Source organism: Terriglobia bacterium, from assembly GCA_020072565.1.
GTDB lineage: Bacteria > Acidobacteriota > UBA6911 > UBA6911 > UBA6911 > JAFNAG01.
In genome coordinates, this window is sequence record JAIQGI010000072.1 from 1 (window position 1) to 22286 (window position 22286).

At 57.2% G+C, this 22286-nt stretch carries 20 protein-coding genes and 1 tRNA gene; 3 read left to right on the forward strand and 18 right to left on the reverse strand.

Going from position 1 to position 22286, the window contains the following annotated elements:
• Nucleotides 1–305 precede the first annotated feature (305 nt).
• The 13 genes from LAP85_26880 to LAP85_26940 all read right to left on the reverse strand — a co-directional run bounded on the left by LAP85_26880 (nucleotide 306) and on the right by LAP85_26940 (nucleotide 15017).
• Nucleotides 306–2057, reverse strand: a complete 1752-nt coding sequence (locus LAP85_26880) for a PAS domain-containing protein (protein ID MBZ5500039.1) — start codon at nucleotides 2055–2057, stop codon at nucleotides 306–308.
• Between the two features lie 58 nt (nucleotides 2058–2115).
• The gene (locus LAP85_26885) at nucleotides 2116–2811 is read right to left on the reverse strand and encodes a response regulator (GenBank protein MBZ5500040.1); all 696 of its coding nucleotides are present in this window, start codon (nucleotides 2809–2811) and stop codon (nucleotides 2116–2118) included.
• Between the two features lie 502 nt (nucleotides 2812–3313).
• Nucleotides 3314–3991: a phosphate signaling complex protein PhoU gene (gene phoU, locus LAP85_26890; GenBank protein MBZ5500041.1), complete on the reverse strand. Its 678-nt coding sequence runs from the start codon at nucleotides 3989–3991 to the stop codon at nucleotides 3314–3316.
• The gene (gene pstB, locus LAP85_26895) at nucleotides 3992–4765 is read right to left on the reverse strand and encodes a phosphate ABC transporter ATP-binding protein PstB (protein MBZ5500042.1); all 774 of its coding nucleotides are present in this window, start codon (nucleotides 4763–4765) and stop codon (nucleotides 3992–3994) included. It lies immediately after the preceding gene.
• 3 nt (nucleotides 4766–4768) lie between these two features.
• Nucleotides 4769–5569 (reverse strand): phosphate ABC transporter ATP-binding protein, encoded by an 801-nt coding sequence (locus LAP85_26900; protein ID MBZ5500043.1) that lies wholly within the window; start codon nucleotides 5567–5569, stop codon nucleotides 4769–4771.
• Nucleotides 5559–6467 (reverse strand): phosphate ABC transporter permease PstA, encoded by a 909-nt coding sequence (gene pstA / locus LAP85_26905; protein ID MBZ5500044.1) that lies wholly within the window; start codon nucleotides 6465–6467, stop codon nucleotides 5559–5561. Before pstA ends, LAP85_26900 begins: the two co-directional genes overlap by 11 nt.
• Nucleotides 6468–6503: 36 nt before the next feature.
• Nucleotides 6504–7505, reverse strand: coding sequence for a phosphate ABC transporter permease subunit PstC (pstC, locus tag LAP85_26910; GenBank protein ID MBZ5500045.1), 1002 nt, complete (start codon nucleotides 7503–7505; stop codon nucleotides 6504–6506).
• Nucleotides 7466–8326, reverse strand: a complete 861-nt coding sequence (locus LAP85_26915; GenBank protein MBZ5500046.1) for a phosphate ABC transporter substrate-binding protein — start codon at nucleotides 8324–8326, stop codon at nucleotides 7466–7468. The genes pstC and LAP85_26915 overlap by 40 nt, the downstream gene beginning before the upstream one ends.
• A 79-nt stretch (nucleotides 8327–8405) precedes the next feature.
• A complete protein-coding gene (locus LAP85_26920; GenBank protein ID MBZ5500047.1) occupies nucleotides 8406–8663 on the reverse strand; it encodes a hypothetical protein in 258 nt (85 codons plus the stop codon).
• 204 nt (nucleotides 8664–8867) lie between these two features.
• Nucleotides 8868–9161, reverse strand: a complete 294-nt coding sequence (locus tag LAP85_26925; protein ID MBZ5500048.1) for a redoxin domain-containing protein — start codon at nucleotides 9159–9161, stop codon at nucleotides 8868–8870.
• Nucleotides 9162–9197: 36 nt separating this feature from the next.
• On the reverse strand, nucleotides 9198–10934 hold the full coding sequence (locus LAP85_26930; GenBank protein MBZ5500049.1) for a tetratricopeptide repeat protein: 1737 nt from the start codon (nucleotides 10932–10934) through the stop codon (nucleotides 9198–9200).
• Nucleotides 10935–11047: 113 nt separating this feature from the next.
• On the reverse strand, nucleotides 11048–14494 hold the full coding sequence (locus LAP85_26935) for a carboxypeptidase-like regulatory domain-containing protein (protein MBZ5500050.1): 3447 nt from the start codon (nucleotides 14492–14494) through the stop codon (nucleotides 11048–11050).
• A complete protein-coding gene (locus LAP85_26940) occupies nucleotides 14484–15017 on the reverse strand; it encodes a sigma-70 family RNA polymerase sigma factor (GenBank protein ID MBZ5500051.1) in 534 nt (177 codons plus the stop codon). Before LAP85_26940 ends, LAP85_26935 begins: the two co-directional genes overlap by 11 nt.
• Before the next feature lie 466 nt (nucleotides 15018–15483).
• On the opposite strand from LAP85_26940, the gene LAP85_26945 reads away from it, so the two are divergent.
• Nucleotides 15484–17757, forward strand: coding sequence for a protein kinase (locus LAP85_26945; GenBank protein MBZ5500052.1), 2274 nt, complete (start codon nucleotides 15484–15486; stop codon nucleotides 17755–17757).
• A gap of 400 nt (nucleotides 17758–18157) precedes the next feature.
• Here the strand turns inward: LAP85_26945 and LAP85_26950 are convergent, their stop codons facing one another.
• The 4 genes from LAP85_26950 to LAP85_26965 form a co-directional block, all read right to left on the reverse strand.
• Nucleotides 18158–19159 carry a hypothetical protein gene (locus LAP85_26950; GenBank protein MBZ5500053.1) on the reverse strand — a complete coding sequence of 334 codons (1002 nt, stop codon included), beginning with the start codon at nucleotides 19157–19159 and terminating at the stop codon, nucleotides 18158–18160.
• 142 nt (nucleotides 19160–19301) lie between these two features.
• Nucleotides 19302–19490 carry a hypothetical protein gene (locus LAP85_26955; protein MBZ5500054.1) on the reverse strand — a complete coding sequence of 63 codons (189 nt, stop codon included), beginning with the start codon at nucleotides 19488–19490 and terminating at the stop codon, nucleotides 19302–19304.
• A 368-nt stretch (nucleotides 19491–19858) separates the two neighbouring features.
• A tRNA-Cys gene (locus tag LAP85_26960) sits at nucleotides 19859–19934 on the reverse strand.
• Between the two features lie 56 nt (nucleotides 19935–19990).
• Entirely contained in the window at nucleotides 19991–20275 is a 285-nt protein-coding gene (locus LAP85_26965; GenBank protein MBZ5500055.1) for a hypothetical protein, read from the reverse strand.
• 28 nt (nucleotides 20276–20303) lie between these two features.
• Here LAP85_26965 and LAP85_26970 point away from each other — a divergent pair, with 28 nt between their 5' ends.
• Both LAP85_26970 and LAP85_26975 read left to right on the forward strand, forming a co-directional pair.
• On the forward strand, nucleotides 20304–20609 hold the full coding sequence (locus LAP85_26970) for a hypothetical protein (GenBank protein MBZ5500056.1): 306 nt from the start codon (nucleotides 20304–20306) through the stop codon (nucleotides 20607–20609).
• A 129-nt stretch (nucleotides 20610–20738) separates the two neighbouring features.
• Complete coding sequence (locus tag LAP85_26975) at nucleotides 20739–21803, forward strand: hypothetical protein (protein ID MBZ5500057.1); 1065 nt, start codon at nucleotides 20739–20741, stop codon at nucleotides 21801–21803.
• 182 nt (nucleotides 21804–21985) lie between these two features.
• On the opposite strand, the gene LAP85_26980 is transcribed toward LAP85_26975, so the two are convergent.
• Complete coding sequence (locus tag LAP85_26980; protein ID MBZ5500058.1) at nucleotides 21986–22114, reverse strand: DUF2892 domain-containing protein; 129 nt, start codon at nucleotides 22112–22114, stop codon at nucleotides 21986–21988.
• Nucleotides 22115–22286: the final 172 nt, after the last annotated feature.

The following is a 22286-nucleotide window of genomic DNA, read 5'->3' on the forward strand; positions in this document are numbered from 1 at the left end:
AAAGCAATTGTCCGCGAGAGGCCTTGCCATTCTTGGTTATACGGCGATCGCAATGTCAGCTTGGAGATCGAATTCAAAGGAGCTGATATGATCGATGAACGACCAGAATTGCGTACTTATTTTTGCGCGGGCCCTTAGCTCAGGAGCTACCCTACAAGCCAAAGATGATGCGAATATGATGAATCAGAGAAGAATCGACGAAGGTGAGATATAAACGGTATTAACGTGGTGATAATCCGATGTTGTCAGCATGGAATCTACTTTGCTTTCATTTATTATTTTGCGAACCCGAAGGCCCGGCCCCATTACGCACGAGGGAGGAATACGGAGAATGTAGATCCGATCCCGACCTCGCTTTGAACTTGGATCCGGCCCCCGTGAGCTTCGACGAGGTGCTTGGCGATGGAGAGTCCCAATCCGGTTCCTCCATCCTCCCGCGATCGAGCGGCATCGGCACGATAAAACCGTTCAAAAATCCTCTCCTGTTCGGCTTTTGGAATGCCGACACCACTGTCCGAAACCGAGATCACGATTTCCGAGTCCTTAACGAAAGCCCTTACAATGATGCGGCCCCCTGTCGGAGAGTAACGTACTGCATTATCGAGGAGATTCTGCAGAACCTGCTGTAAACACAGGCTATCCCCATTCACCAAAGGCAAATCGGCGCGATAGTCCGTTTCAAGAGTCAGGTTTTTCTGATCCGCTTTAAGGCGCGTGACCTCCAGGCAAGGCTGGGTCACCGAACTGACGGCCACGGGTTGACGCTGCAGTTCAAGTTTCCCGGCTTCGATCTGGGCCAGTTTGAGAAGATCATCGGTCAGGCGACCCAGGCGGACCGCATTTTCACGGATGATCTCTACAAATTTGCGGCTGTGTTCCGCATCTTCGAGGGCGCCGCTGAGCAGCGTATCGGCGAAACCCTGGATCGCGGTCAGAGGTGTCTTGAACTCGTGGGAAACATTTGCCGCGAAGTCGCGGCGCGCCCGTTCCAGCCTGCGCAGTTCGCTGATGTCGTGAAGCACGATCACGGATCCGGAGGTTGTGTCATTGGAACGGATCAGAGTAGCCGTTACGGCGAAGCTCCTGGTGCGCACTGAGCCCACGATAAGCTCGCTGGTGATCGGGGCATTCACTGTGCGCACCTGCTCGACGAAATTCAGCAGATCGGCATTGGGAATCACCTCAACGACAGGGCGGCCTTCCCAGGTCGCGATTTCGATATTCACTGCCCGGCAGAATGCCGCATTGCAGAAAATCACCCGCTGATTGGGACCTACGACCACGACACCATCGGACATGCTGGCCAGAACAGCAGCCGACTGGTTGCGCTCTTCCCGCAAGGTTCGAATCGTTGCATCCAGTTGCTCGGCGGTCTGGCTGAGCGTGCTGGAAAGGTCGGCCAGTTCGTCCCCTTTGCGATCCTTGGGGAGTCCCCGGAAATTTCCTGCGACAACCGCGCGCGAAAATTCCTTCAGTCGTTCTATGCGCCGGGCGAGAGCCCGAAAGAAGAGGAGTGAGGCACTCCCGGCGAGCGCCAGAACCATGAAAGATACAGTCCAGAGGCCACGCCGAAATCCGGTGAGAGCCTCGGCGAGACGCTCCAGCGGCACGGCGTATCTGATAATGATGGTACTTCCGTCTCTGGTGTGCTGGCGGACTGCCAGGTAAACGAGATCGTGACCGATTGTGGCGCTGTAACGAACCGCCCGGCCGGAGCCCTTCTCGAGAGCATCCCGTACCTCCTGCCTGCCGATATGGTTGTCCATCCTGGCATGGTCTTCTTGGGAATCCGCCAGCACTTTCCCATCCGGCGCGATCACGGTGATGCGAGTCCCGGTTAGGGCCATCCATGCGGTCCACTGCTTGAGTGAAGTCTCATCCAGGCCTTCGGGCGGCCGGCTTTCCGTAAGGTGAGAGAGGGACTGTAACTGCCCAAGCGCAGCCTCGATGTATTCCTCGCGGAGCGAGCGGACAACATAGGTGTCCACCACCAGGAGCACCAGCAGGAAAAGAACCAGTTGCAGCGATCCGAATTTCCAGAACAGCCGCCTTTTCACTGATTTCTCTCGTAATTCGCGTTCGTAAACAGCTTCCCGGGATATGCTTGGAAGACGATTATTTCGAATCCTCTTGCTGAAACCGGTAGCCGAAACCACGTACGGTTTCAACCAACGCGCCGTGTTTGCCCAGCTTCTTTCTCAACGCCAAAATGTGGACGTCCACGGTGCGATCGAGCACCTCGGCATCCCGTCCCAGGACGTTGTCGATCATTTCTCCGCGCGAGTACACTCGCCCCGGATGAGAAGCCAGAAAATGAAGCAGGCGGAACTCGGTAGCCGTAAGTTCGATCGCCCGGTCTCCGCAGGTCACCTCGCGCCGCTCTAAGTCGATAAGCAGATCGCCCCACCGCAGCAGCGCGCGCGGTTCGTGGTGGGCCTCAGTGCGACGCAGCAGTGCTCGCACTCGCGCCGTCAGCTCACGCGCGCTGAACGGCTTGGTCACATAATCGTCCGCGCCCAATTCCAGGCCGATAACGCGATCGGATTCGCCTGACTTTGCGGTAAGTATGATAAGCGGAATGGCTGCAGTCCTGCTATCGGCTCTCAGACTGCGGCAAACTTCCAGGCCATCCATTCCCGGCAGCATCAGGTCTACCAGCACGATGTCCGGTCTTTCTTGCAGCGCCATCGCCAGGCCGGTCTCCCCGTCGGGCGCACCCCGCACCAGGAAGCCCTCCTTTTCGAGGTTGTAGCGTACCAGCTCGATCAGATCTTTCTCGTCATCAATGGCCAATACCGTTTTCTTCGGCATGCCTTATCTCAAAAGGTCCTGCAAAATACACGGAAGCATCTTCGGATGTTTCGTACTAATTTTTCGCAAATCCATTGCGCGAAGGAAAGGATTTTCGCCACCGAAACGCAGAACCGGGAGGCGCGAAGCGCCGTCAGTGAGACCGCCCGTGAGGGCGGGGTTGAGTGAGACAAATAATTGAGGTCCGAAGGACCGGCACAGACGGCTTGTGCCGCACCTTTGGTGCTCATTTCGGTTCGTCTGATAAACCTCGGCCTTCTATGGGACTATTGTTTGCCGCCTTTTCGAGGCTCCTTTTCTCCGCGGCTCTCCGGAAACTTCCCCATGGAGGGCCGGAAATTCACCTGGTGTTCACCATACGTTCGCAATATGTTCACCTGTCGGCGCGGATAACAAGTTTCTTTTTTCAATGAACGACGCAGCCGTCGCAAGAGCTCTGCGGTGAACTTTAGTTTTGGTTGCGGCTCGGCCGCGCCAAGCATTTCATGATTCCTGCCTGCATTTAACGATCCTTTCGGGCCTTGTTCTCGCGTCGGTGCCGGACTTCGCGCCCTTCGACCATATAGATGACCTCTTCGGCAATGTTCGTCGCATGATCCCCCACGCGCTCGAGGTTGCGCGCGATCAGGATTAAAGCCAGGGCCCGCTCAATCGTTCCAGGGTCCGCCATCATGTAAGTCAACAGCACCCGGAAGATCTGATTCCGAAATGCGTCCACCTCTTTTTCGTCGTTCAAGACCTTGTCAGCCAGATTGCAGTCTCTGGCTACGAGGGCTTCAATGCTGTTGCGCACCATGAGTTCGGTAATCTCGCCCATGCGCGGCAGGTCGACCAGCGGCTTCAGTGGCGGCGCCTTGAGCACATGATGTGCGTTCTGGCAAATGTTGACAGCCTGATCGCCGATGCGCTCCAATTCGGAGGCAATGCGGGATGCCATGAACAGAAACCGGACATCGCTGCCGACGGGCTGCTGCAGAGCGGTCAGCTTGACCGCGCGATCGTCTATTTCCATTTGAAGCTCGTTTACTTCTTCTTCTTTGCGTGAGATTTGCTCAAACAGTGCTTCGTTGCGTTCAATCAGGACTCGCAGTGCCGTCTGAATCATGGATTCTGCTACTCGTCCCATGAGCACGAGTTTTGACAGAAGCTCCTGGATCTGATCATCGAAGTGACGCTGCATTTATCCGAACCTCCCTGAGATATATTGCTCTGTCCTCGGGTCGGCTTGCAGAGTGAAAATGGTCTGGGTCTCCCCGACCTCGACAAGCTCGCCGAGCAACATGAAGGCGGTGTAGTCGGATATGCGAGCCGCCTGTTGCATGTTGTGGGTGACGATCACAATGGTATAGCGTTTCTTGAGCTCGATCAGCAATTCTTCGATCCGCGCGGTCGCAATCGGATCCAGGGCTGAAGTCGGTTCATCCATAAGCAGCACTTCCGGTTCGACCGCGAGCAGGCGCGAAATACAGATCCGCTGCTGTTGCTCCGGCGCCAGCGAAAGGGCGGAAGCATTCAGCCGATCCTTGAGAACACCCCACAATCCCGTCTGACGCAGGGCTCTCTCCACTCTTTCTTCCAGGTCGCCTGCCGACAAGCCGTGAATTTTCGGGCCGTAGGCGACGTTTTCGAAGACCGTCAGCGGAAAGGGATTGGGCCGCTGGAAAACCATCCCCACGCGCTTCCTGAGCTGCCTTAGATCGACTCCGTTTGCATAAACAGACTGACCGTCGAGCAGGGTGTCCCCGGAAATCCGGATTCCGCGAATGCCGTCGTTCATGCGATTGAACACGCGCACCAGAGTTGATTTGCCGCAACCTGAAGGGCCGATGATGGCGGTGATCGCGGCAGGCGGTATCGCCAGGGACACCCCGATCAGAGCCTGGAATTTACCGTACCACAAATCCAGCGCCCTGGTTTCCATTTTCGGTTGCAGGATTGTGCCCGCCTGAATCATGAATCACCCGAATCTGCCTGAGATGTAGTCCGCGGTTTTTCTCTCTCTCGGGGTGGTGAAGAGCGTCTCGGTAGCTGCGACCTCCAGCAGTTCACCAAAAAGAAAGAATGCGGTCCGGTCCGACGCCCGGGCCGCCTGTTTCACGTTGTTGGTCACCAGGATGACCGTCAGGTCCGCCTTCAGTTCCTGCAGCGCTTCCTCGATCTTTCGGGTCGAGATCGGATCCAGCCCCGAGCAGGGTTCGTCGAGGAGGAGCACTTCCGGCCGCAGCGTGAGCGCGCGCGCAAGACACAAGCGCTGCTGCTGCCCTCCGGAGAGGTTCCGGGCCGGCTCCTGGAGGCGGTCTTTTACCTCGTCCCATAGATACGCTGCTCGCAATGCCGCTTCCAGCCGCTCATCCCGCCGGTTTCTTCCTTCGCGATCGAGGTTCAGCCCGAAGGTGAGATTCTGATGGATCGTCATCGGCAATGTGACGGGAACGGAAAAAACCATTCCGATCTTTCGCCGCAGCGCCGCTACCTGCACTTCCCGGTCATAGACCGATTGTTGGTTCAGCAGCACTTTGCCGGAGACCTTGAAATCAAGATCCAGCTCGAGCATGCGATTGAGGCATCGGAGAAACGTGGTTTTGCCCGCGCCCGCCGGGCCGATGATCGACAGGATCTCGCCGCGCCGGGCCTCGAGAGTTATGCTTTTTAGGATCTCCTCTGCGGCGAAGCTCACGCGCAGGTCTTCCGTTTGCATACCGGCAAATTCGGGTGCGCCGTTCTCCGCTTGCAGAACGGGTGGAGCGCTAACGCCCATAGCGCAGCCTCTTTCGGATCTGAGAGCGGATCATAATGGCCGTAAAGTTTAACAGGAAGGTCAAAATCAGCAGTACTAATACGGTTGAAAACAAGAGAGGTTTGGTTGCTTCGACATCATATGCCTGAGTCGACATGACGTAGACATGATAACCAAGCTCCATGAACTGATTATTTAATCGGGTAGGTAAATGCGGCAAAAAGTAAGCGGCGCCCGTGAACATGACCGGTGCGACCTCGCCTGAACCGCGGCTCACAGCCAGAATGCCCCCCGTTAATATTCCGCCTGCTGCCTGAGGGAGTACGATGCGGTGGATCATCTGCCAACGGGTCGCGCCGAGAGCATAGGCAACCTCACGATAGCTTGTGGGAATGGCGCGCAACGCCTCTTCGGTGGCGACAACCACGGTTGGGAGAGTCAGCAATGCCATCGTCAACGCGGCCCAGATGATTGCGGGCTGCCCGTACACCAGCCTGCCGCCATACAAGGTGCGATCCATCCCGCGGCCGATGAACTCGACGAAAAAGCCAACTCCGAACAGGCCGAATACAATAGCCGGCACCCCGGCCAGGTTTTGAATGGCGAGACGCACCAGGTGGACGATGCGCGACCTCTTGGGCGCATATTCGTGCATGTAAACGGCCGTGGCGACTCCTAATGGAATGACGGCGATCGTCATCAGAATTACCAACGCCGCCGTGCCGAAAATGGCCGGGAAAATCCCTCCCTTGGTAAAGTGATCTCTTGGCGGCTGCGAGAGAAATTCCCATGACAAGTTCCGGGCACCATGGGTCACGATATTCCCGAGGATGATTGCCACCATCGCGATGATAATCAGGCAGGCCAACGCCGTAAGTGCCTGGAATAAACCTCCGATCCATTTTGTCCGCTCGATCATGGCAAAAAGTCGCAATCCAAATGTTGGTTCTGTGTGCTAGGAAGCTCCCTGCAGCTTCCTCTGGAGTCTGCCCACGCACCAACGGCCCATAAGGTTGGCGGCGAAGGTCAGCACAAAAAGAAATGCCCCAAGAAAAAACAGAACGTGATAATGAGGGCTTCCCTGTACCAGCTCACCCAGCTCTGCCGCGATGGTGGCGGAGAAGGTGCGGATCGAATCGACGGGCGACCAGGACAACACAGCTGCATTTCCTGATGCCATGAGCACGATCATTGTCTCTCCAATGGCACGCCCGAATCCAAGCACGCACGCGGCGAGCACGCCCGGCATCGCGGCGGGAAGCACAACGCGCGAGGCGGTCTGCCAGGCGGAGGCACCCATGGCAATTGAACCTTCGCGAAAACTCTGGGGCACGGATGAGAAGGCGTCTTCGGAGACGGTGTAGACAATGGGAATCACCGCCAAACTGAGACCGACGCCTGCGGTCAAAGCATTCAGGCGGTAAGTCCAACCGAAGGCTCCTTGCAACCAGCTCGCGATCACCATCAGGCAGAAGAATCCGACTACGACGCTTGGAATTCCGGCAAGAATCTCGATACAGGGTTTGATGGTTTCGCGCGCCCAGGGCGGAGCGAATTCCGAGGTATAAAGTGCCGCGGACACTGCGAGAGGGATGGCGATGAGCACCGCAATCAAAGTTGCTTTCAGAGTACCGGCAAGAAGCGGCCACAGCGAATATTTTGGTGTCTCGGAAACCGGCTGCCAGGTAAACTCAGCAGCGGCGCCGGGACGAGGCGGCTGGGGCAGAAACAGCTTCGCCAAATCCGCTTCTTTATGAACCTCGGGGGACGTCAGCACGGGCAATGCCTCCTTCCCGATAAAAATGAAGATCAGAATGAGCGAGAGGATCGCGACAAAGGCGCTCCCGCTAATTAGCAGGGCAGCAATCCTGTCAGCCAGCGTTCTCGTCCTCGCGAGCTTGGGAAGCGAAAGGGTTTTCACTGCTTGGCGATAGGGTAATACCCCACTGTTGCGCATATTTTTTGTCCCTCAGGGCCGAGCACCCAATCGATGAACGTCTTCACTTCGCCTTCCGGCTCGCCAATGGTGTAGAAAAGAAGATTGCGAGACAAAGGATATTGGCTGCTTTTCACGGTTTCGAGGGAAGGCGCGACCGCCGGGCTTTTGTCATCACGGCTGATCGGGATGACCCGGATTCCTGAAGCATAGCCGATGCCGCTGTAGCCGATCGAGGCGGGATCCTTCGATACAGCACTTATAATGGCACCCGTCCCCGTGAGAGTCTGAACATCACGGGCGAAATCCTCACTGCCCAGTACGTGTTCCTTAAAAAACTGGTAGGTGCCTGAGCTGTTGTCGCGGCTATAGGCCACGATCTTCTGGTCCTTGCCGCCGACATCACGCCAGTTTGTGATTCTTCCAGTATAAATGCCCTTGAGCTGGGGTTCGCTTAGAGACTTGACCGGATTGGATTCATGTACGCAAATGGCGATTCCGTCCATGGCAACGGCGATCTCCTTTGCATCCTTCCCATGCCTGGCCAGAACCTGCTGCTTCTCGACATCTTTCATGGGGCGCGATGCTTCACAAATATTGGTGCCGCCGTTGATCAAAGCAGCGATTCCGGTGCCGGTGCCTTCACCTGAAACCTGAATGGTAATCGCAGGATTCTCTTTCATGTAGGTCTCAGCCCAGGGTTGAGCGAGAACGACCATGGTGTTCGAACCCTTAATGGTTATCGACTTGGAGGCGATGCTGGTCTCTGATCCACTGCCGCACCCTGCCACAAAGAGAACCAGGCCCACCACGAGACTCCAACCTGCCCGCACTTTCTTCATATTCCCTCCTCGGGAGAGGAGATATTTTCGCTTTGCATTGTGAGGCCATCACAAATTTCTCGTTAAGATCCGGTTAAGATCAGAAGATGAAGGGGGTCTGCTCCTGAAAACGATATTGGCGAGGCGTGTATGCTCCCATGGGAACAAAGAAGCTGGGGAATTGCCCGGCGTTGCGCAGTTCGTTCTGGATGAAGAGCAGGTTCTGCAGCTGGATCTCTTTTGCCAGGCCCAGATCAAATCGGAAGAAATGCGAGGGAATGCTCGCACCTGAAAAAGTACCCCTATCGTCATCCGCGAGCTGCGAGATCATCAAATTGGCCCCCAGGATGCCGAGCATGTAGAGATCGTCAGCCTGGTTGTTTTCGCTTGGCTCGACCGGATGGCATTTATGCGAATCCTCACACTTCACCACCGGTACGAGAGACGCGCGGTGTAGGTTCGCTGGGTTCGCGCCGAGGTCTTACAACCTCTGTTCCCTAACGTCGCCACCCGCCGGGAAATTGCTGATGGCTGCCGGCCAGGTATTTAGTGGTTTGCGGCTTTACTTCTTGCTGGCAGTTCCCAGAGCTGTGTCGATCCATTCCCGCAACTTGTTTTCCAGGCCGGGGCCATATCCGGAGCCATGGTTTCGGATGATCCCGGTCATATCGATTACGAAATTTGCGGGAATGCCGTTCACACCGTAGGCATCCTGGACTCGCTTACTCTGATCTTTGGCGACGAGCATCATTGCGGACGCAGGTTTTTGCTTCAGATAGAGAGAAACGAGATAATCTTCCTCGTCCACGCTGATCTGGATGACGACCACATCTTTGTTCTTGTACTCATCCTGAATCTTTTGAAGGTGCGGATACTCCGCACCGCACGGCCCTCACCACGTTGCCCAGAAATTGAGCAGTATGACCTTGCCCTGGTAGTCGGACAGGTTCACTTTCTGGCCGGTGACGTCCGCAAGCTCAAACGGAGGCGCGGCCTTGCCCTCGAGGGTACTCCGTTCTATGTAGACGCCTCCCGATGAGCGTATTGCCAGCTTGCGTTTCTCCACGGCCTCGCTGATAGCGGCTGCGACCGGTTTGGTGCCCTCACGGTCGCCGTAAATGCGCTCCAACGCCTCCCGGGCATCCTGCCTCTTGGAGCCGTCGAAGGAGCAAGCCAGCAGCAGCATTTTCACCGCATCGTCGGTCCGGTTCAATTTGGCATACGCCTGGCCGAGCTCGAGCGCGGCAGCTTCCCTTTCCGTCAATTGGATCGATTCCTTCAAGGGAACCACCGCCTGATCGAGTGCTCCTTGCATCGCGAGCAGCCGCCCCTGCAAGTAGAGCCACCGGGCGAGAAGCGACTTCGTACCGGAGATTGCGCCGGCAGAGCCCTTCGCCGCCTCCTGTTGCGCGAGTGCATTGCGCGTGGCTGCTATGCCCTGGTCGATGAAAGTCCTGGCCGTGTCCAGCTTGATTTTCCGGTCCAGGAATGCGGAGGCCAGCTCCATTTGCAGCGAGGTGACACGGGCTCCGCCCTTTTCCATGAGACCCAGGAGTCGCTCGGCATTTTCGAAATCGCCGTCTTTCATGTACGCGGTGGCCTCACGCGTGTAGAGAACATGGATTTTCAGGTCCTGGTCCTTCAGGCTGTTCTCTATTTCGCGGTAGGCGGCCAATTGAGCCTTCGGATCTGCCAGCCAACCTACCTGGTCGATCCGCTCCACGTCAGGGCCGGCGAAGGTGAGTTCCTTTCCTGCGGCTGTCATCGCCATCGTCCTGAGTCCGGTGCCGGAGTTCACGAAGTACTTCGGATCGATAGCGGAGATTGCCCTTCTGACCCGCTCCTCCTCTCCATCTGCGAAAAAGATCGCATAACCTCTGGCTACAGCGTCCAGGGCTTTGGGGTTCCTGGAATAGCGGCTCTCGAGATTCTTGATCTCCTGCATCACCTCGGCCTGGGTCTTCTCCGCACCCCAGGTGTGCCGCAATTTTGTGCGCCACAGGGTCGGGTAAGCATCGAAGGAATTGGGATCCAGCTGCAAAACGCGCTGGACTTCGGCAAGCGCGGAATCGTATTTTTGCACGGAATTCAGCCGGCTCGCCAATGCCATGTGCAGCTTCGGGCTGTCGCCGGCTTTGGCGCGCGCCTTTTCGAAGAGTTCTGCCGCTTTGAGCTTGTCCTGGTTGTCGAGTGCCGTGGCGCCGAGTTCGATCAGGGCCCAACTGAATCCGGGACTCAGATCGAGCGACTTCTGGTATTCGGCGTCCCTATCTTTGGTGCGGCCGGCCTTGGCGTAGGCTTTGCCGGCAAGGTAGTGGTAAGCAGCGCTCTGGGGGTGCTGCTTCAGATAGCCTTCATATTCGGCAACCATCCGATCTGATTTGGCCTGCTGATTCGCGATGTAGTCGTTGTGGGCCTCGATGAACTCCGGCGCAAGCTGGATAGCGGTCTTCAATTCCGCCACTGCCTTCTCCCGCTGGTTTTGCTTCAGGTAATCCTGCGCCCGCAGGTAGTGATTTCTGGCCGCCGCCGGCACTTTCCTGGTCTGTGCCGGCAATGTCATGCCGGCCATGATCAGGACAGTGCATGCCATAAAAAGAGCCAGGTGCCGCTTAGCTCTGTTCTCCATGAATCTCTCCATGATCCAGTTGCGACCAGACCTTCTATGTAAGCATCATGATACACGGGATTAGAGTCTACAGGCGGGAATATAGTTCAGCTGAGTCCGGCGGTCTTCATCGTCTATTTCTCCAGATGGTTTTCCTTGCCGGGAATCTGCAGTGTCAGGACTCCGAGGTCCAGCGGTGTGTCGCTGCGCCCGCCCGGCATTTCCGGAACGACAATCTCCCGCTTGACAGTGGCCGGAGCAAGGCCCGGCGTTAGAGGCAGGAGAATGTTCATGATATAGGTACCTGCCTGGACATCCTCCACACGGAAAGACCCGTCAGCCTCGATCCGAAAGCCGTATTGGCGTTGGGACCGAAGCCGGTTCCGGCCTTCCTCAGTCTGTGCCCAGGCATTGTATGCTTCGAGGTCGGCGCGGCTCGGCACTTGCGCATCCGGCAACTTTAAGACAAGGGTGTGTACGACATGGCTCCAGTCGGGCTGAGAATCGAGCCCTGCGATAACGACATGGCCAATCACAGGACGCCCCATTCCCCCCAACATAACCTTGGCAGTTTCTCCCGCCCGCACGGCAGCTACTGTGTACTGAGAGCCGAACGGGATGCCGGTAGGTACGTGTGAAATGCGATACTCGCCGGGAGGAACTGTGGGGAACGAGAATTTGCCTTCTGTGTCGGCAAGCGCGCTCAGGCGAACATCCAGGGCGGGAGGACGATAGGCAGGAACCAACGATTCGAGCGTCACTCTCTGGTTTGCGCCGGGCTTGCTGCCGACTCGAAGCACGCCGTCGATCCGCCCCCACGGTTCCAGATCGAGTGTTACCGTAGCAGGGAATTGGTCTACCTTTGCCACCGCAAAACCCTTTTCATGCGTTGCCACAACCGTGTGAGCTTCAGGCATAGGGTCGAATGCAAACTTGCCGGCTTGATCGCTATCGACACTCGCGTTGAAGAGCCGTCCCGAAGACGCTCTCACCGTGCTCAGACTGCTCAGGGCAGCAATGGCGGGTCTCTTGGGAGCATTCGGAGGTCCGGAAGTGGTTTGTCCGCCACAGAGGAAAACGTGGGCGCCCGCGACCGCCTCGCCTCCTGCCGTTCGCACCACGCCGGAAAGTCCATCGGCGCGGACCAGAGCAATCTCGAGCCTACGGTCGCCGTCTTGGAATTCCACTGATTGGGAAAGATCGGGCCGATACCCTTCGGCTTCCACTCTCAGAGAGTACCGGCTCGCAGGATCCCCCCTGAGCGAGAGGTCGTTCAAAAGAAGCACAAACTCGCCGCTTCGACCCTCCGCCGATGCATCTACTCCTTTCCAATCGTCCGAACTCGCCATGACGCGGAATCTGTCGATCGGCATCTTCGTCCTCGAGTCAATTACCTTGCCGGAAACGTGAATGGTCAGGAGTCTGAGGAGGCGGATCTCGTTTTCTTTTCCCGGTTCCAGAACAAACTCCTTTTCATAATGAAAGCCCTCCGCTACCACCCCGTACTTTTGAGGCTTGGCGGGAGCGGAATCTCGAAGGAACCGTCCTTCGGCATCGGTATTGCCCTTCCATGGTATTCCATAATCGACGCCCGGCAAGCCGATGACCTGCGCACCGGCGACAGGTTTCCCCTCCTCATCGACCACGCGCCCGCGTACAATCTGGCCCTCCTCCAGGCGAACGATGACCGGGGGCATGCCCGGCGCGGCTTGAAGAGTAAGTGCCGCCGGAGCGTATCCCATCGCTTGCACTGCCAGCGTCAGCCGGCCGGGGCCCGCGTCGGGGAAAGAAAACCCTCCACCCGATGTGGTCGTAAAAGTCGGGCAGTTAGAGATGGGTACACCGCTGACAATATGGACCACCTGCACTCCGTCGATCCCCTTTCCGAATATGTCAATCACGGTTCCCGTAATCAGAAATCCGGGTTTCATCCGTAGCACGGCACTGCCTGCTTTGAGTTCGCCTAATGTCACGGACTGCATCATGTAATCTGGATCCGGGCGTGGAGCCGGGTCGGTTGTGTACCTGCACGGCAAGTGCTCCGCATGGGTCAAAGTCAGATCTATGGTTTGAACGGCAGACGGGAGTTCATTACACAGCCAGTGGCCCGAGGCATCCGTTTGGACCTCAAGCATGCCAGTTATGACCTCGCGATCAGCAGGCTTTGGAATAGAAGAAAGGGCCGGAGTGGCTCTGATATTGATCTTGGCATCACGAATCGGTTTCCCATCTTCACTCTGGACGTATCCGCCAATAGCAATGCCCTTTTCGAGCTTGAAGGTGTACTCAGCCGGGTAAGCGTCATCGGGACGAAACAGCACCATGCGGGAGACATATCCCACTGCCCGCACAACGACGGCGGAGAAAACGGCAACTGAGAATACACATCGCCCATCTCTGTCGGCCACCATCTCTGCAACCGGTTCGGCTAATTGCCTGGCTGTCAGGGTGGCCCCTGCGATGCCACGTCCTGTCGCAGCATCCAGAACCCGGAAGACTATCGTATGGCCAGACTGTTCGGGTGCGGATGAAGCAGGAGCGACAGGTGTAATGGATCCCACCGGTAATTGGGCGTTCGGACTCCCGGGCACCACGCCGGTCTTACCTGGGCCGATATTTCCCAGGCCGAGCGCGCCCCACCAGAGATCGAGCATGCGCGGGTCACCGGCCAGGATTCCCTGCCGCGTCACACCTTGCGGCATGGGGACCAATTCCGCCAGGCGGTCGGTAGTACGTGACCGATCGATTCCGCCGGTTCGGGCGAGCAGATGCCACAGAGTCAAGGTGTCTTCCTTGCGCGCATTCAAAAGTACCGCAATCAGGGCTGCGCTTCCTGAGTCCGAACCCGTATCGATTTTCTCGAGTGCGGATTGAAATTCGGGGGAAGCATCCTGGCGAAAGGGAGTGCCGGGGCCCACACCGGGAATCGTGCGGCATAGGGCACCTGCCGGCACGAAGGATTCCCGGCCCTGGTGCTTGAATGCAACCCAACCATAGGTCACGCGAAGAATGCCGGCTCCGTCATCTGCCACCTCGAGCGTGTAGACGCAACCCAGGTCCACCGCTTCAGCGAACGGAGTGTCCACAAAAAACACTCGCGGCGGTGCCCAGATCGTGGCGTGAAGAATTCCGCGCTCGAGTTGGAGGCGATGCGCTGTGGGCTCCGCTTCCACCAGCTTGATGCGCGTGTTGGGCTCGATGTCCACCTGCCCGATGAGTCCTATCTGTATTCGGGCGCGTGAGGAGGCATCGGTCCGCAGCCACTGACCGATTTTCAGACGACCGTCACTGCTTAAACGCGAAGTACCGATTTGAGGCGATCCCGCCAGGCGGACCACTTCGTAAGAAGGGGCAGCACTGAAAAACCACCATGCGCCGCACACTGTCAGGACCACGGAAGCCAGCGCCAGTACGTATCGCGAGCTGAAGAGAGCGCGAAAACGGGTCTGCCGGACGTGTTCAGGCTGCAGCGTGAATTCCGGCTCCTCGCGGGCAAATCGCAGGGGAGCCAGGATTTTTTCCAGTTCCTGGATCTCCGGGTCGGGATCGCCGGAGCCATCCCAAAGATAATCAAGCTTCATGGGCATCGCTCCCCTTCAATTTCGCTCGCAACCGCTTCATGCCGCGGTGGAGGTTCACGCGCACGGAAGCCGGTGTCAAACCGGTGCGCGCGGCAATTTCGTCGCCCGTCATCCCCTCCACAAGGCGGAGGATGAGCGGCTCGCTGTAAGCCTTCGGAAGGCTCCTGATCGCAGCGAGTACCGTACCCGCCTCCCCCTCGCGGCCATCGGGCGCGGCCAGGTCTTGCGGGAGTTCGGTTGTCTCCTGCGTGCGCCGGCAATGATCGCGCGCGCGGTTCCGTGCAATGGTCGCCAGCCAGCCTGGAAAGGCGGCATCCTTCCTCAAGGTATGAAGCTGTTTCAAAGCCGTCAGGAAGACGTCGTGAGCCAGGTCTTCGGCTTCCTGGCGGGGCATACGCGTGAGGAGGATGCCAAAGATCATGGGCGCAAATCGGGTATAGAGCTGGCCGAACGCTGTACGATCCCCTCGCCGCGCTGCCGCGACAAGGTCGATGTCGTCCACGAGTCCGCCCCTCTCCGGCATCGTTGCGGGTTGGCTCTGATCAACACTCCGAAAAAGTCCGATCGCCGTCTCCACGGAAGTCTCGCATAGATCAAGACGCAGGAACTGCCCCAAATGTTAACTCGGGCCGCCCCCCAGAAACTGGTCGGCCGGTCAAGGCGGAGGACGGGTGTGGAATTCGCTCCAGACCAGGTGGACTTGTGGGATATCCCCTCATTTTGCTGAAACATCCAGTTCGCGCTGCGGCCACCCTGAGATCGGTTTTCCAGATCCGGGTACAAAAGTGACCGGAAACAACACTAAATTCAACCAGCAGGTGCTCAAGATCATCACGCGGCCGGCGCAACCGACTCCAGCCGGGATCGAAGCGAATTCCCGCTGGTTCATTCCGCTATCTAAGACGGATCCATCCCGATATAATAGGGGTCATCTCGGAAGTACCTCTTGATGCAGTGTGCGATTGACTGCTTGGAGAGCTGAATCCCCCATGATCGGCAAGAGGGTTTCCCACTACAAAATACTCGAGAAGCTCGGCGGCGGCGGCATGGGCGTCGTTTACAAGGCCGAGGATCTTAAGCTGAAACGCACGGTTGCCCTGAAGTTCCTGAGCGAAGAAGTGTCCAAGGACTGCCATGCGCTGGAGCGGTTTCAGCGGGAAGCGCAGTCGGCTTCCGGCTTGAATCATCCCCACATCTGCACCATCTACGATATCGATGAATTTGAGGGGCACCATTTTATCGCAATGGAGTACCTCGACGGCAAGACTCTGAGGCACCGAATTCTCCACAAACGGCTGGATGCGTACGAAATCCTCGAACTGGGGATTCAGATCGTCACCGGGCTGGAAGCGGCACATTCGAAAGGGATCATCCATCGGGATATCAAACCCGCCAACATCTTCATTACCCAGAGCGGACAGGCCAAGATCCTCGACTTCGGATTAGCCAAACTCCCTGCTTCGCGGCGACAGGCAGCGGAAACCGCAGCCACCGCCGGGGAGTTCCTAACCAGCCCCGGCATCGCGGTAGGGACCATCGCTTACATGTCTCCCGAACAAGCTCGCGGCGAGGAACTCGACGCACGCTCTGACCTTTTCTCGTTCGGTGTTGTGCTTTATGAGATGGCCACAGGCCAGCAGGCATTCACCGGCGATACTTCCGCCGTCATCTTCGACTCCATACTCCACAAGACTCCCACTTCGCCGGTGCGTTTGAATCCTGAACTCCCGGCTGAGATGGAACATATCGTCAACAAAGCCCTCGAAAAGGACCGCAAGCTGCGCTATCAGAGTGCCTCCGAACTGCGCGCCGACTTGCAGCGTCTCATGCGTGATCGCGATTCGGGCCGCACAACAGCGCCGGCCGTCGCGGAATCTGTCCGCACGCAATCGCTCGCCGTATTGCCATTTGCCAACCTGAGCGCGGATAAGGAGAATGAATACTTCAGCGACGGGCTGGCCGAAGAGATCATTAACGCCCTCACACAACTCTCGGGCCTGCGGGTAACCGCGCGTACTTCGTCATTCGCCTTTCGAGGCAAGGAAGCGGACATCCGCGAAATCGGATCCAAGCTCAATGTGGAGAACATCCTCGAAGGCAGCGTGCGCAAATCCGGCAATCGGATCCGCATCAACGCACAGCTCGTCAAAGTTGCCGATGGCTACCATCTGTGGTCTGAACGATACGACCGCGAAATGACGGATGTGTTCGCTATCCAGGATGAGATCTCACAGGCAATCGCCGAGAAGTTGAGGGTGCAGTTGTCGGGCGCCCGGCCGCTGGTCAAACGATATACGGACAATCTTGAAGCCTACTACCTCTGCCTGAAGGGGCGCTATTGCCTCTACAAAGGCGTACCCCACGAACTGGCGAAAGGCAAAGAGTTTTTTGAGCGGGCGATCGCCCAGGATCCGGATTACGTATTAGCTTACCTTGGCGTCGCGGAGTTCTACTGGTGGAGCGGATACTGGGGTTATCTGCCCCCGAGGCAGGCCATGCCGAAGGCTAAGTCAGCGGTAGTCGAAGCCCTGAGCCGCGATGACACGCTGGCGGAAGCGCATGCGCTGTTGGGAATGATACGTGGAAGTTACGACCTCGACTGGAAGGGCGCCGAGCGTGAGTTTCAGAGAGCGCTCGAAATGGACCCGGCCTCGCCGGTTGTCCGCAATCGCCATGCCTACTATTTCCTCCGACCGATGCTGCGGCTGGAAGAGGCCAAGGCAGAATTGCAGCGCGTGCTGGAACTGGACCCGCTTTCGCTGTTTTCTCACTACCAGCTGGGATACCTGCTCCATGTCAGCCGGCAGTATGATCGTGCGATTGAGCAGCTTCGAAACCTGCTCGTGCTGGAGCCGAACTTTTTTCTGGCTTATTGGATCCTCGGGGTAACCTTTGCGATTCTTGGGAAATATGACCAGGCTGTCGAAGCACATCAAAAGGCGGCCGAACTTTCCGGGCGCAGCCCCCTGACACTAGGCGTCATGGCTATTTCCCATGCGTCCGCAGGGCGGCCATCGGAAGCGCACAAGCTGCTTGAGGAAATGGAGGAGCGAGCTCGGGTAGCCCATGTTCCGGCACACTGTTTTGCCTGGGCATATTTTGGTCTGGGGGAAATGGACAAAATGTTCGATTGGATGGATAAAGCTTTTGATGATCGCGAACCCATGTTCATCGGGCATCTGAACCAAGAACCTTTTTATGATCAAATTCATTCCGATCCGCGTTACCGCGCCCTGCTATGCAAAATGCACCTGGCAGGCTGAGCAATAATCGGCGAGACGTTGGCCCGGCGCCCTTCATTTTGGCCTGAATCGGAATCAACGACGGGAGGCGAGGACCTGCGCCTCACGCTCGAATTGCGGCAGACACTCGGGAGTAGCGGAGACATCGGCGGGCAGCAGCTTCACCGCGATGTCCGCCGGAGCTGCGTGTCGTGTGCGCGATACACCTCTGCTCAAGCCCGGATTATTCATGAATATGCTATCAAAGGAAATTTTTGGACGCGGAAAAACGCTGACGGACGCTGACCGTTCGGACTTGGTCGGCGTGCAAGAGCTTTTGCCGCGCCGCAGGACGGCAAAAGCTCCTGCCTGCGTTTAGCCGCGTCCAATTTTGTTGCCTTTCACCGGCGTTTGGTTCTGCTTCACGAATAATTCGGGCTAGTCACCGGCTCGGCAATAGCATCCTGAAGATGACCCCTTGGTCGGGATTGTTCTGGACTGTCAGTCTGCCGCCGTGCGCTTCGACGATCTTTCTCGCAATGGGAAGGCCAAGTCCGGTTCCCTCTGCTTTGGTGGTGAAGAAGGGTTCAAAAACTCTGGCAAGCAAGGCAGGATCTATCTTTTCACCGTAGTCGATGATTTCGACAACCGTGTCGTGCCCGCTGCGATGAGTGCAGACCATCACATCACGACCATCTGGAGAAGCTTGCACTGCGTTCGCCAGGAGGTTAATGAGCGCCTGCTTCAACCTCACCTTGTCGATGGAGACCTCGGGGTCACAATCATGCAGGCTCGTCTCGATCCTGACGGCCTTCGCCGTGGTCGCTTTCTCGACGATGGAGATGCTCTCCTGCACTACCCTATTGATGGATTCCGGACGTCGATTCAAGGAGAGCGGTCGGGCAAAGTCGAGGGTGTCGTTAAGCATTTCTTCCAGCCGCCTGATTTCCGATGCCACCAGCTCCAGATCTTTGTATCCCGGATGATCTCCCTCGAGTTGCTGACGGACAGAACTGGTCACCAGCCCGATGGCAACCAGCGGAGTTCTGATATCGTGAGCCAGACCGGACATCGCTCTCCCCGTGGCGGCAAGACTCTCGGCTTCCCGCGAGCGTTTCTGTTCACGCATTTCCCGATCCTTCAGAACGCCCAGAACCGCTGCGACTGCGTTGTAAAGGATCATCTCCAGCACGCTGTTGAGATCACCGGGGGACCATCCGTCCCACTTAATAATCGTGAAAGGCAGATATATCAGCGTTATGAGACACGATGTCTCCAGGGCGCCGCTCAGTCCGAGCCAGAATCCAGCGAGCATGATCGGGATGAAAAACAGGCCTTGATATACGAGATGATACTGGTGCGCTGCCATCTCGGTCGAGTAATGAGCGAACGTCACAATGGCGATCAGGGCCAGAATCAGCAGTATTTTTGCCTTGGAATTCAACTGCAGTTTATCTCCCTTGCCTTTTCCCGGATCCGCGCACCGTTCCGGGCAAGTGGATGTTGACAGCGAAAGCCTCAGGCCCGAGAGGCGAAGGGATAACAAGTAGATTTCGTCGATCACCCGAGAGAGGCATGCCGATTTTCTATTGTGTTCCGGCCGGATTCACAAAGCCGCGGGACTTTGACCTGTAATCCATGTCAAAGCAATTTGGCTCATAATCATAGCCAACGGCATGGACGACAATTGTAATCTCGGGCGCACCCGCCTCCTGCAACGCGAACTCCACCCTCTCGACGCACAAGCGTTGAATGTACGATTCGATTGCTTTCATGATATTTCTTTTCTCCCACCTGTTCAAGCCGCGGTCTGCTCGAAAGACCTTAAAACCACATATTTTCTGATGAGCTTTGCGGTGCTGCAGCAGTGGATGAACATCAATGTCTAACAGGCACTGTCTTTCGGTAGGGAGACTCTCGTCTTCGGGGCGTTATTGTGAGGGGGTGCCGGTGAAGATTGCCCAACAGCAGCTCGGGCACGCTTCGATCGAAACGACCTTCAATGTCTACACGCACGTGGTCGATGATGCGCACTGGAACGCGATTTGCAATCTGGAGCGCTTATTGGTCCCAAATGGTCCCAAGTATGATAGCAGTAGTGCAAGCGGAGAAACCGTAGATTGAAGCGGAAAAATGAGTTAGATGGAGGCGCCGAGCGGATTCGAACCGCTGCATAAAGGTTTTGCAGACCTCTCCCTTAGCCACTTGGGTACGGCGCCCCACATGCGGATGACCGGGCTGCCCTTGCAGGTAGTTACCGATCGGCGGTTAGATTCTAGCCGTTGATACCGCTGATTTTCAAGGTATTTCGCCCTTCCGCCTGCCCTCGGGTCCATCTGCCGTTTCGGTTTACCTCGGCGGCCGAGTCACGGTTATAGAGGGGACGGGTCATGTCCAAGACGCCGACGAAGCGCTCCTGCTGGTCACGGCGGCAACCGACTATCAGGGATTCGCCGGCCGCCGGACGGCCGACCCGGCCGCGGCTTGCGCCGAGGACATGCGTAAAGCGGCGCAGAAATCCTACAGTGCGCTTCTTGCCGATCACATATGGGCGGGACAATGCGTTCCTCGAGTGGGCCCATCCGATCATGAAGCGATCGGCGCGGTTTTACGCCGAGATGCTGCTTCAGAGCCACAACGGGGTGATCCGGATTTTGCCTGCACTGCCCGATGCCTGGCCGGAGGGGCGGGCCACAGGTTTGCGAGCGCGCGGCGGCATGGAGCTTGACATCGAGTGGAAGGAAGGGAAGCTGGCCGGGATCACGTTGCGCTCGAAGCTCGGAGGCCCATGCAGGGTCCGTTACGGATCTAAAGAAGTCGAGATCAAGACCCTCCCCGGCGCCAGCTACCGCCTGAGCGGCTTGCTGGCCGTCGAGCGCCGCGAAGCGGTCTGACTCATCATGCTATTTTGAGGCTCGCGGAGGCCCTGGGGAATCCCGGGCCTTCCGATTCGGATCACGGTGGGGATTCTTGATGTTTCATATCAGTGCAAAGTTTTTGTATGACTGCCGAAATGTATATTCATGGGCGCAGAAAACTCCAGCCTGGAGGAACCAAGTCAAACTCAGGAGTGGTTTCTAGGTCTCGATAAGGCGGCCGAACGCCGTCTTTTTCCCTCAGAGGCTACGGCCTTGCGCAGGCGCATAACCAGGCTCAAGATGCGCCCACTGATCATTATCGTCACAGCGGCAGTCTCGCTCCCGATCCTCTTCTTTGCTCTCAATTTCGCAAGCGCACATTCCCAGCTCATGGACAACATTGCATCGGTGGTCGCCATCTCATTGATCTTTCTCGGCCTGCCCGTGCTGATTCTCCTCTCCAGGGACTGCTTCCGCGAGGCCGGAATTCTAAGGCGGGATCTCCAGGATGGCCGCGCATTCCTATTTCAAGGGCATGTGGGGGAGCCTTGGCAGGACGGAAAGGCATTCAGGGGCCTGCTGAAGGAAGGCCTGATTCAGCCCGAAGGGGATGCACCGCACAACCTCGATGTGCTCCCGTTTTCAGGATTGGTAATTGCCGCAAACGGCGCGCATCCCAAAGGGTGGTGGAGAGGCAACGTTGTCGAAGCCACGGCTCTTCCCAGGCAGCAATATGCCGTACACATGAACCAGGACGGCGCGGTGGTGGACCTCGGCGAGCGCTTCGAGATGCTGCAGCGACACATGTCAGAAGGAGAGCTTGAGGAGCTGAGATATCATCTGAGCCGAATAATGAGGCCTCCATTCCTCCTGGTCGTTCTGGTAGTTTGGATGCTCGTTCTGTGCGCCGCAATGATTTTGCATGCATCGGAAGGGCAACTTGGACCTTGGTTTCAGACCTACAAAACGCAGATCATCATGCTTCCCGCGTTTTTCTCAATCAGCGCCTATTACTACATCCGTGGGCGGCGTGTGGCGAGGCTCGTTCACAAAGACCTTAGTCTGGGGACGCTGAAGATCTTCAGGCTCAAGGAGGGCTGTGGACCTGCGACGCAAGAGGGATGTCCCTCGGAGTTAGAGCTCCTCCCTGTTTCCTCAATGGTTTGGAACGTGGATGGTAAGCCTGGTACCTGGCGGCTTAGAAGACACGGCTCCAAAGGATTCAAATAGCACCTGGCGAAAAGCCGGGTCGGGACACAGACACCGGTGTCCTGGCGAATGCGGCCCAAGCGTTCGGCGGGATCAGGAAAGCAGCACTGCCTCTTCTTCAGAACACCCTGCAGGGTGCAAATCCGCTGATGCGCTGGGGAGCATCCGTATCCATGCAACACTTGATACAACCGCCAGGGCTCCTACTTGGTGGCTTTAGGACAGGTGCTGATCCCGAGCAGGTGGTACGGAGGGCACCAGCCTATCAGGCCGGTTGTGAATGGAAGCAGTCCAAGCAAGAACCAGTAGTTTCTTGGCCCCCAGAAGGCCATGCTGGCAAGCAATGCGCCGACGATAACCCGAACTCTTCGGCGCTCGGCAAGAGTAGTCCACTACCGCTTTGCAGAAGTGATCCAGATTGAGAATGGTGTTTAGAGAAGACAGTCGGGAGATGGACTCAATATCATCCACGCCGAAGGCGTGAAGGGGGTTGTGGGGGGAAGT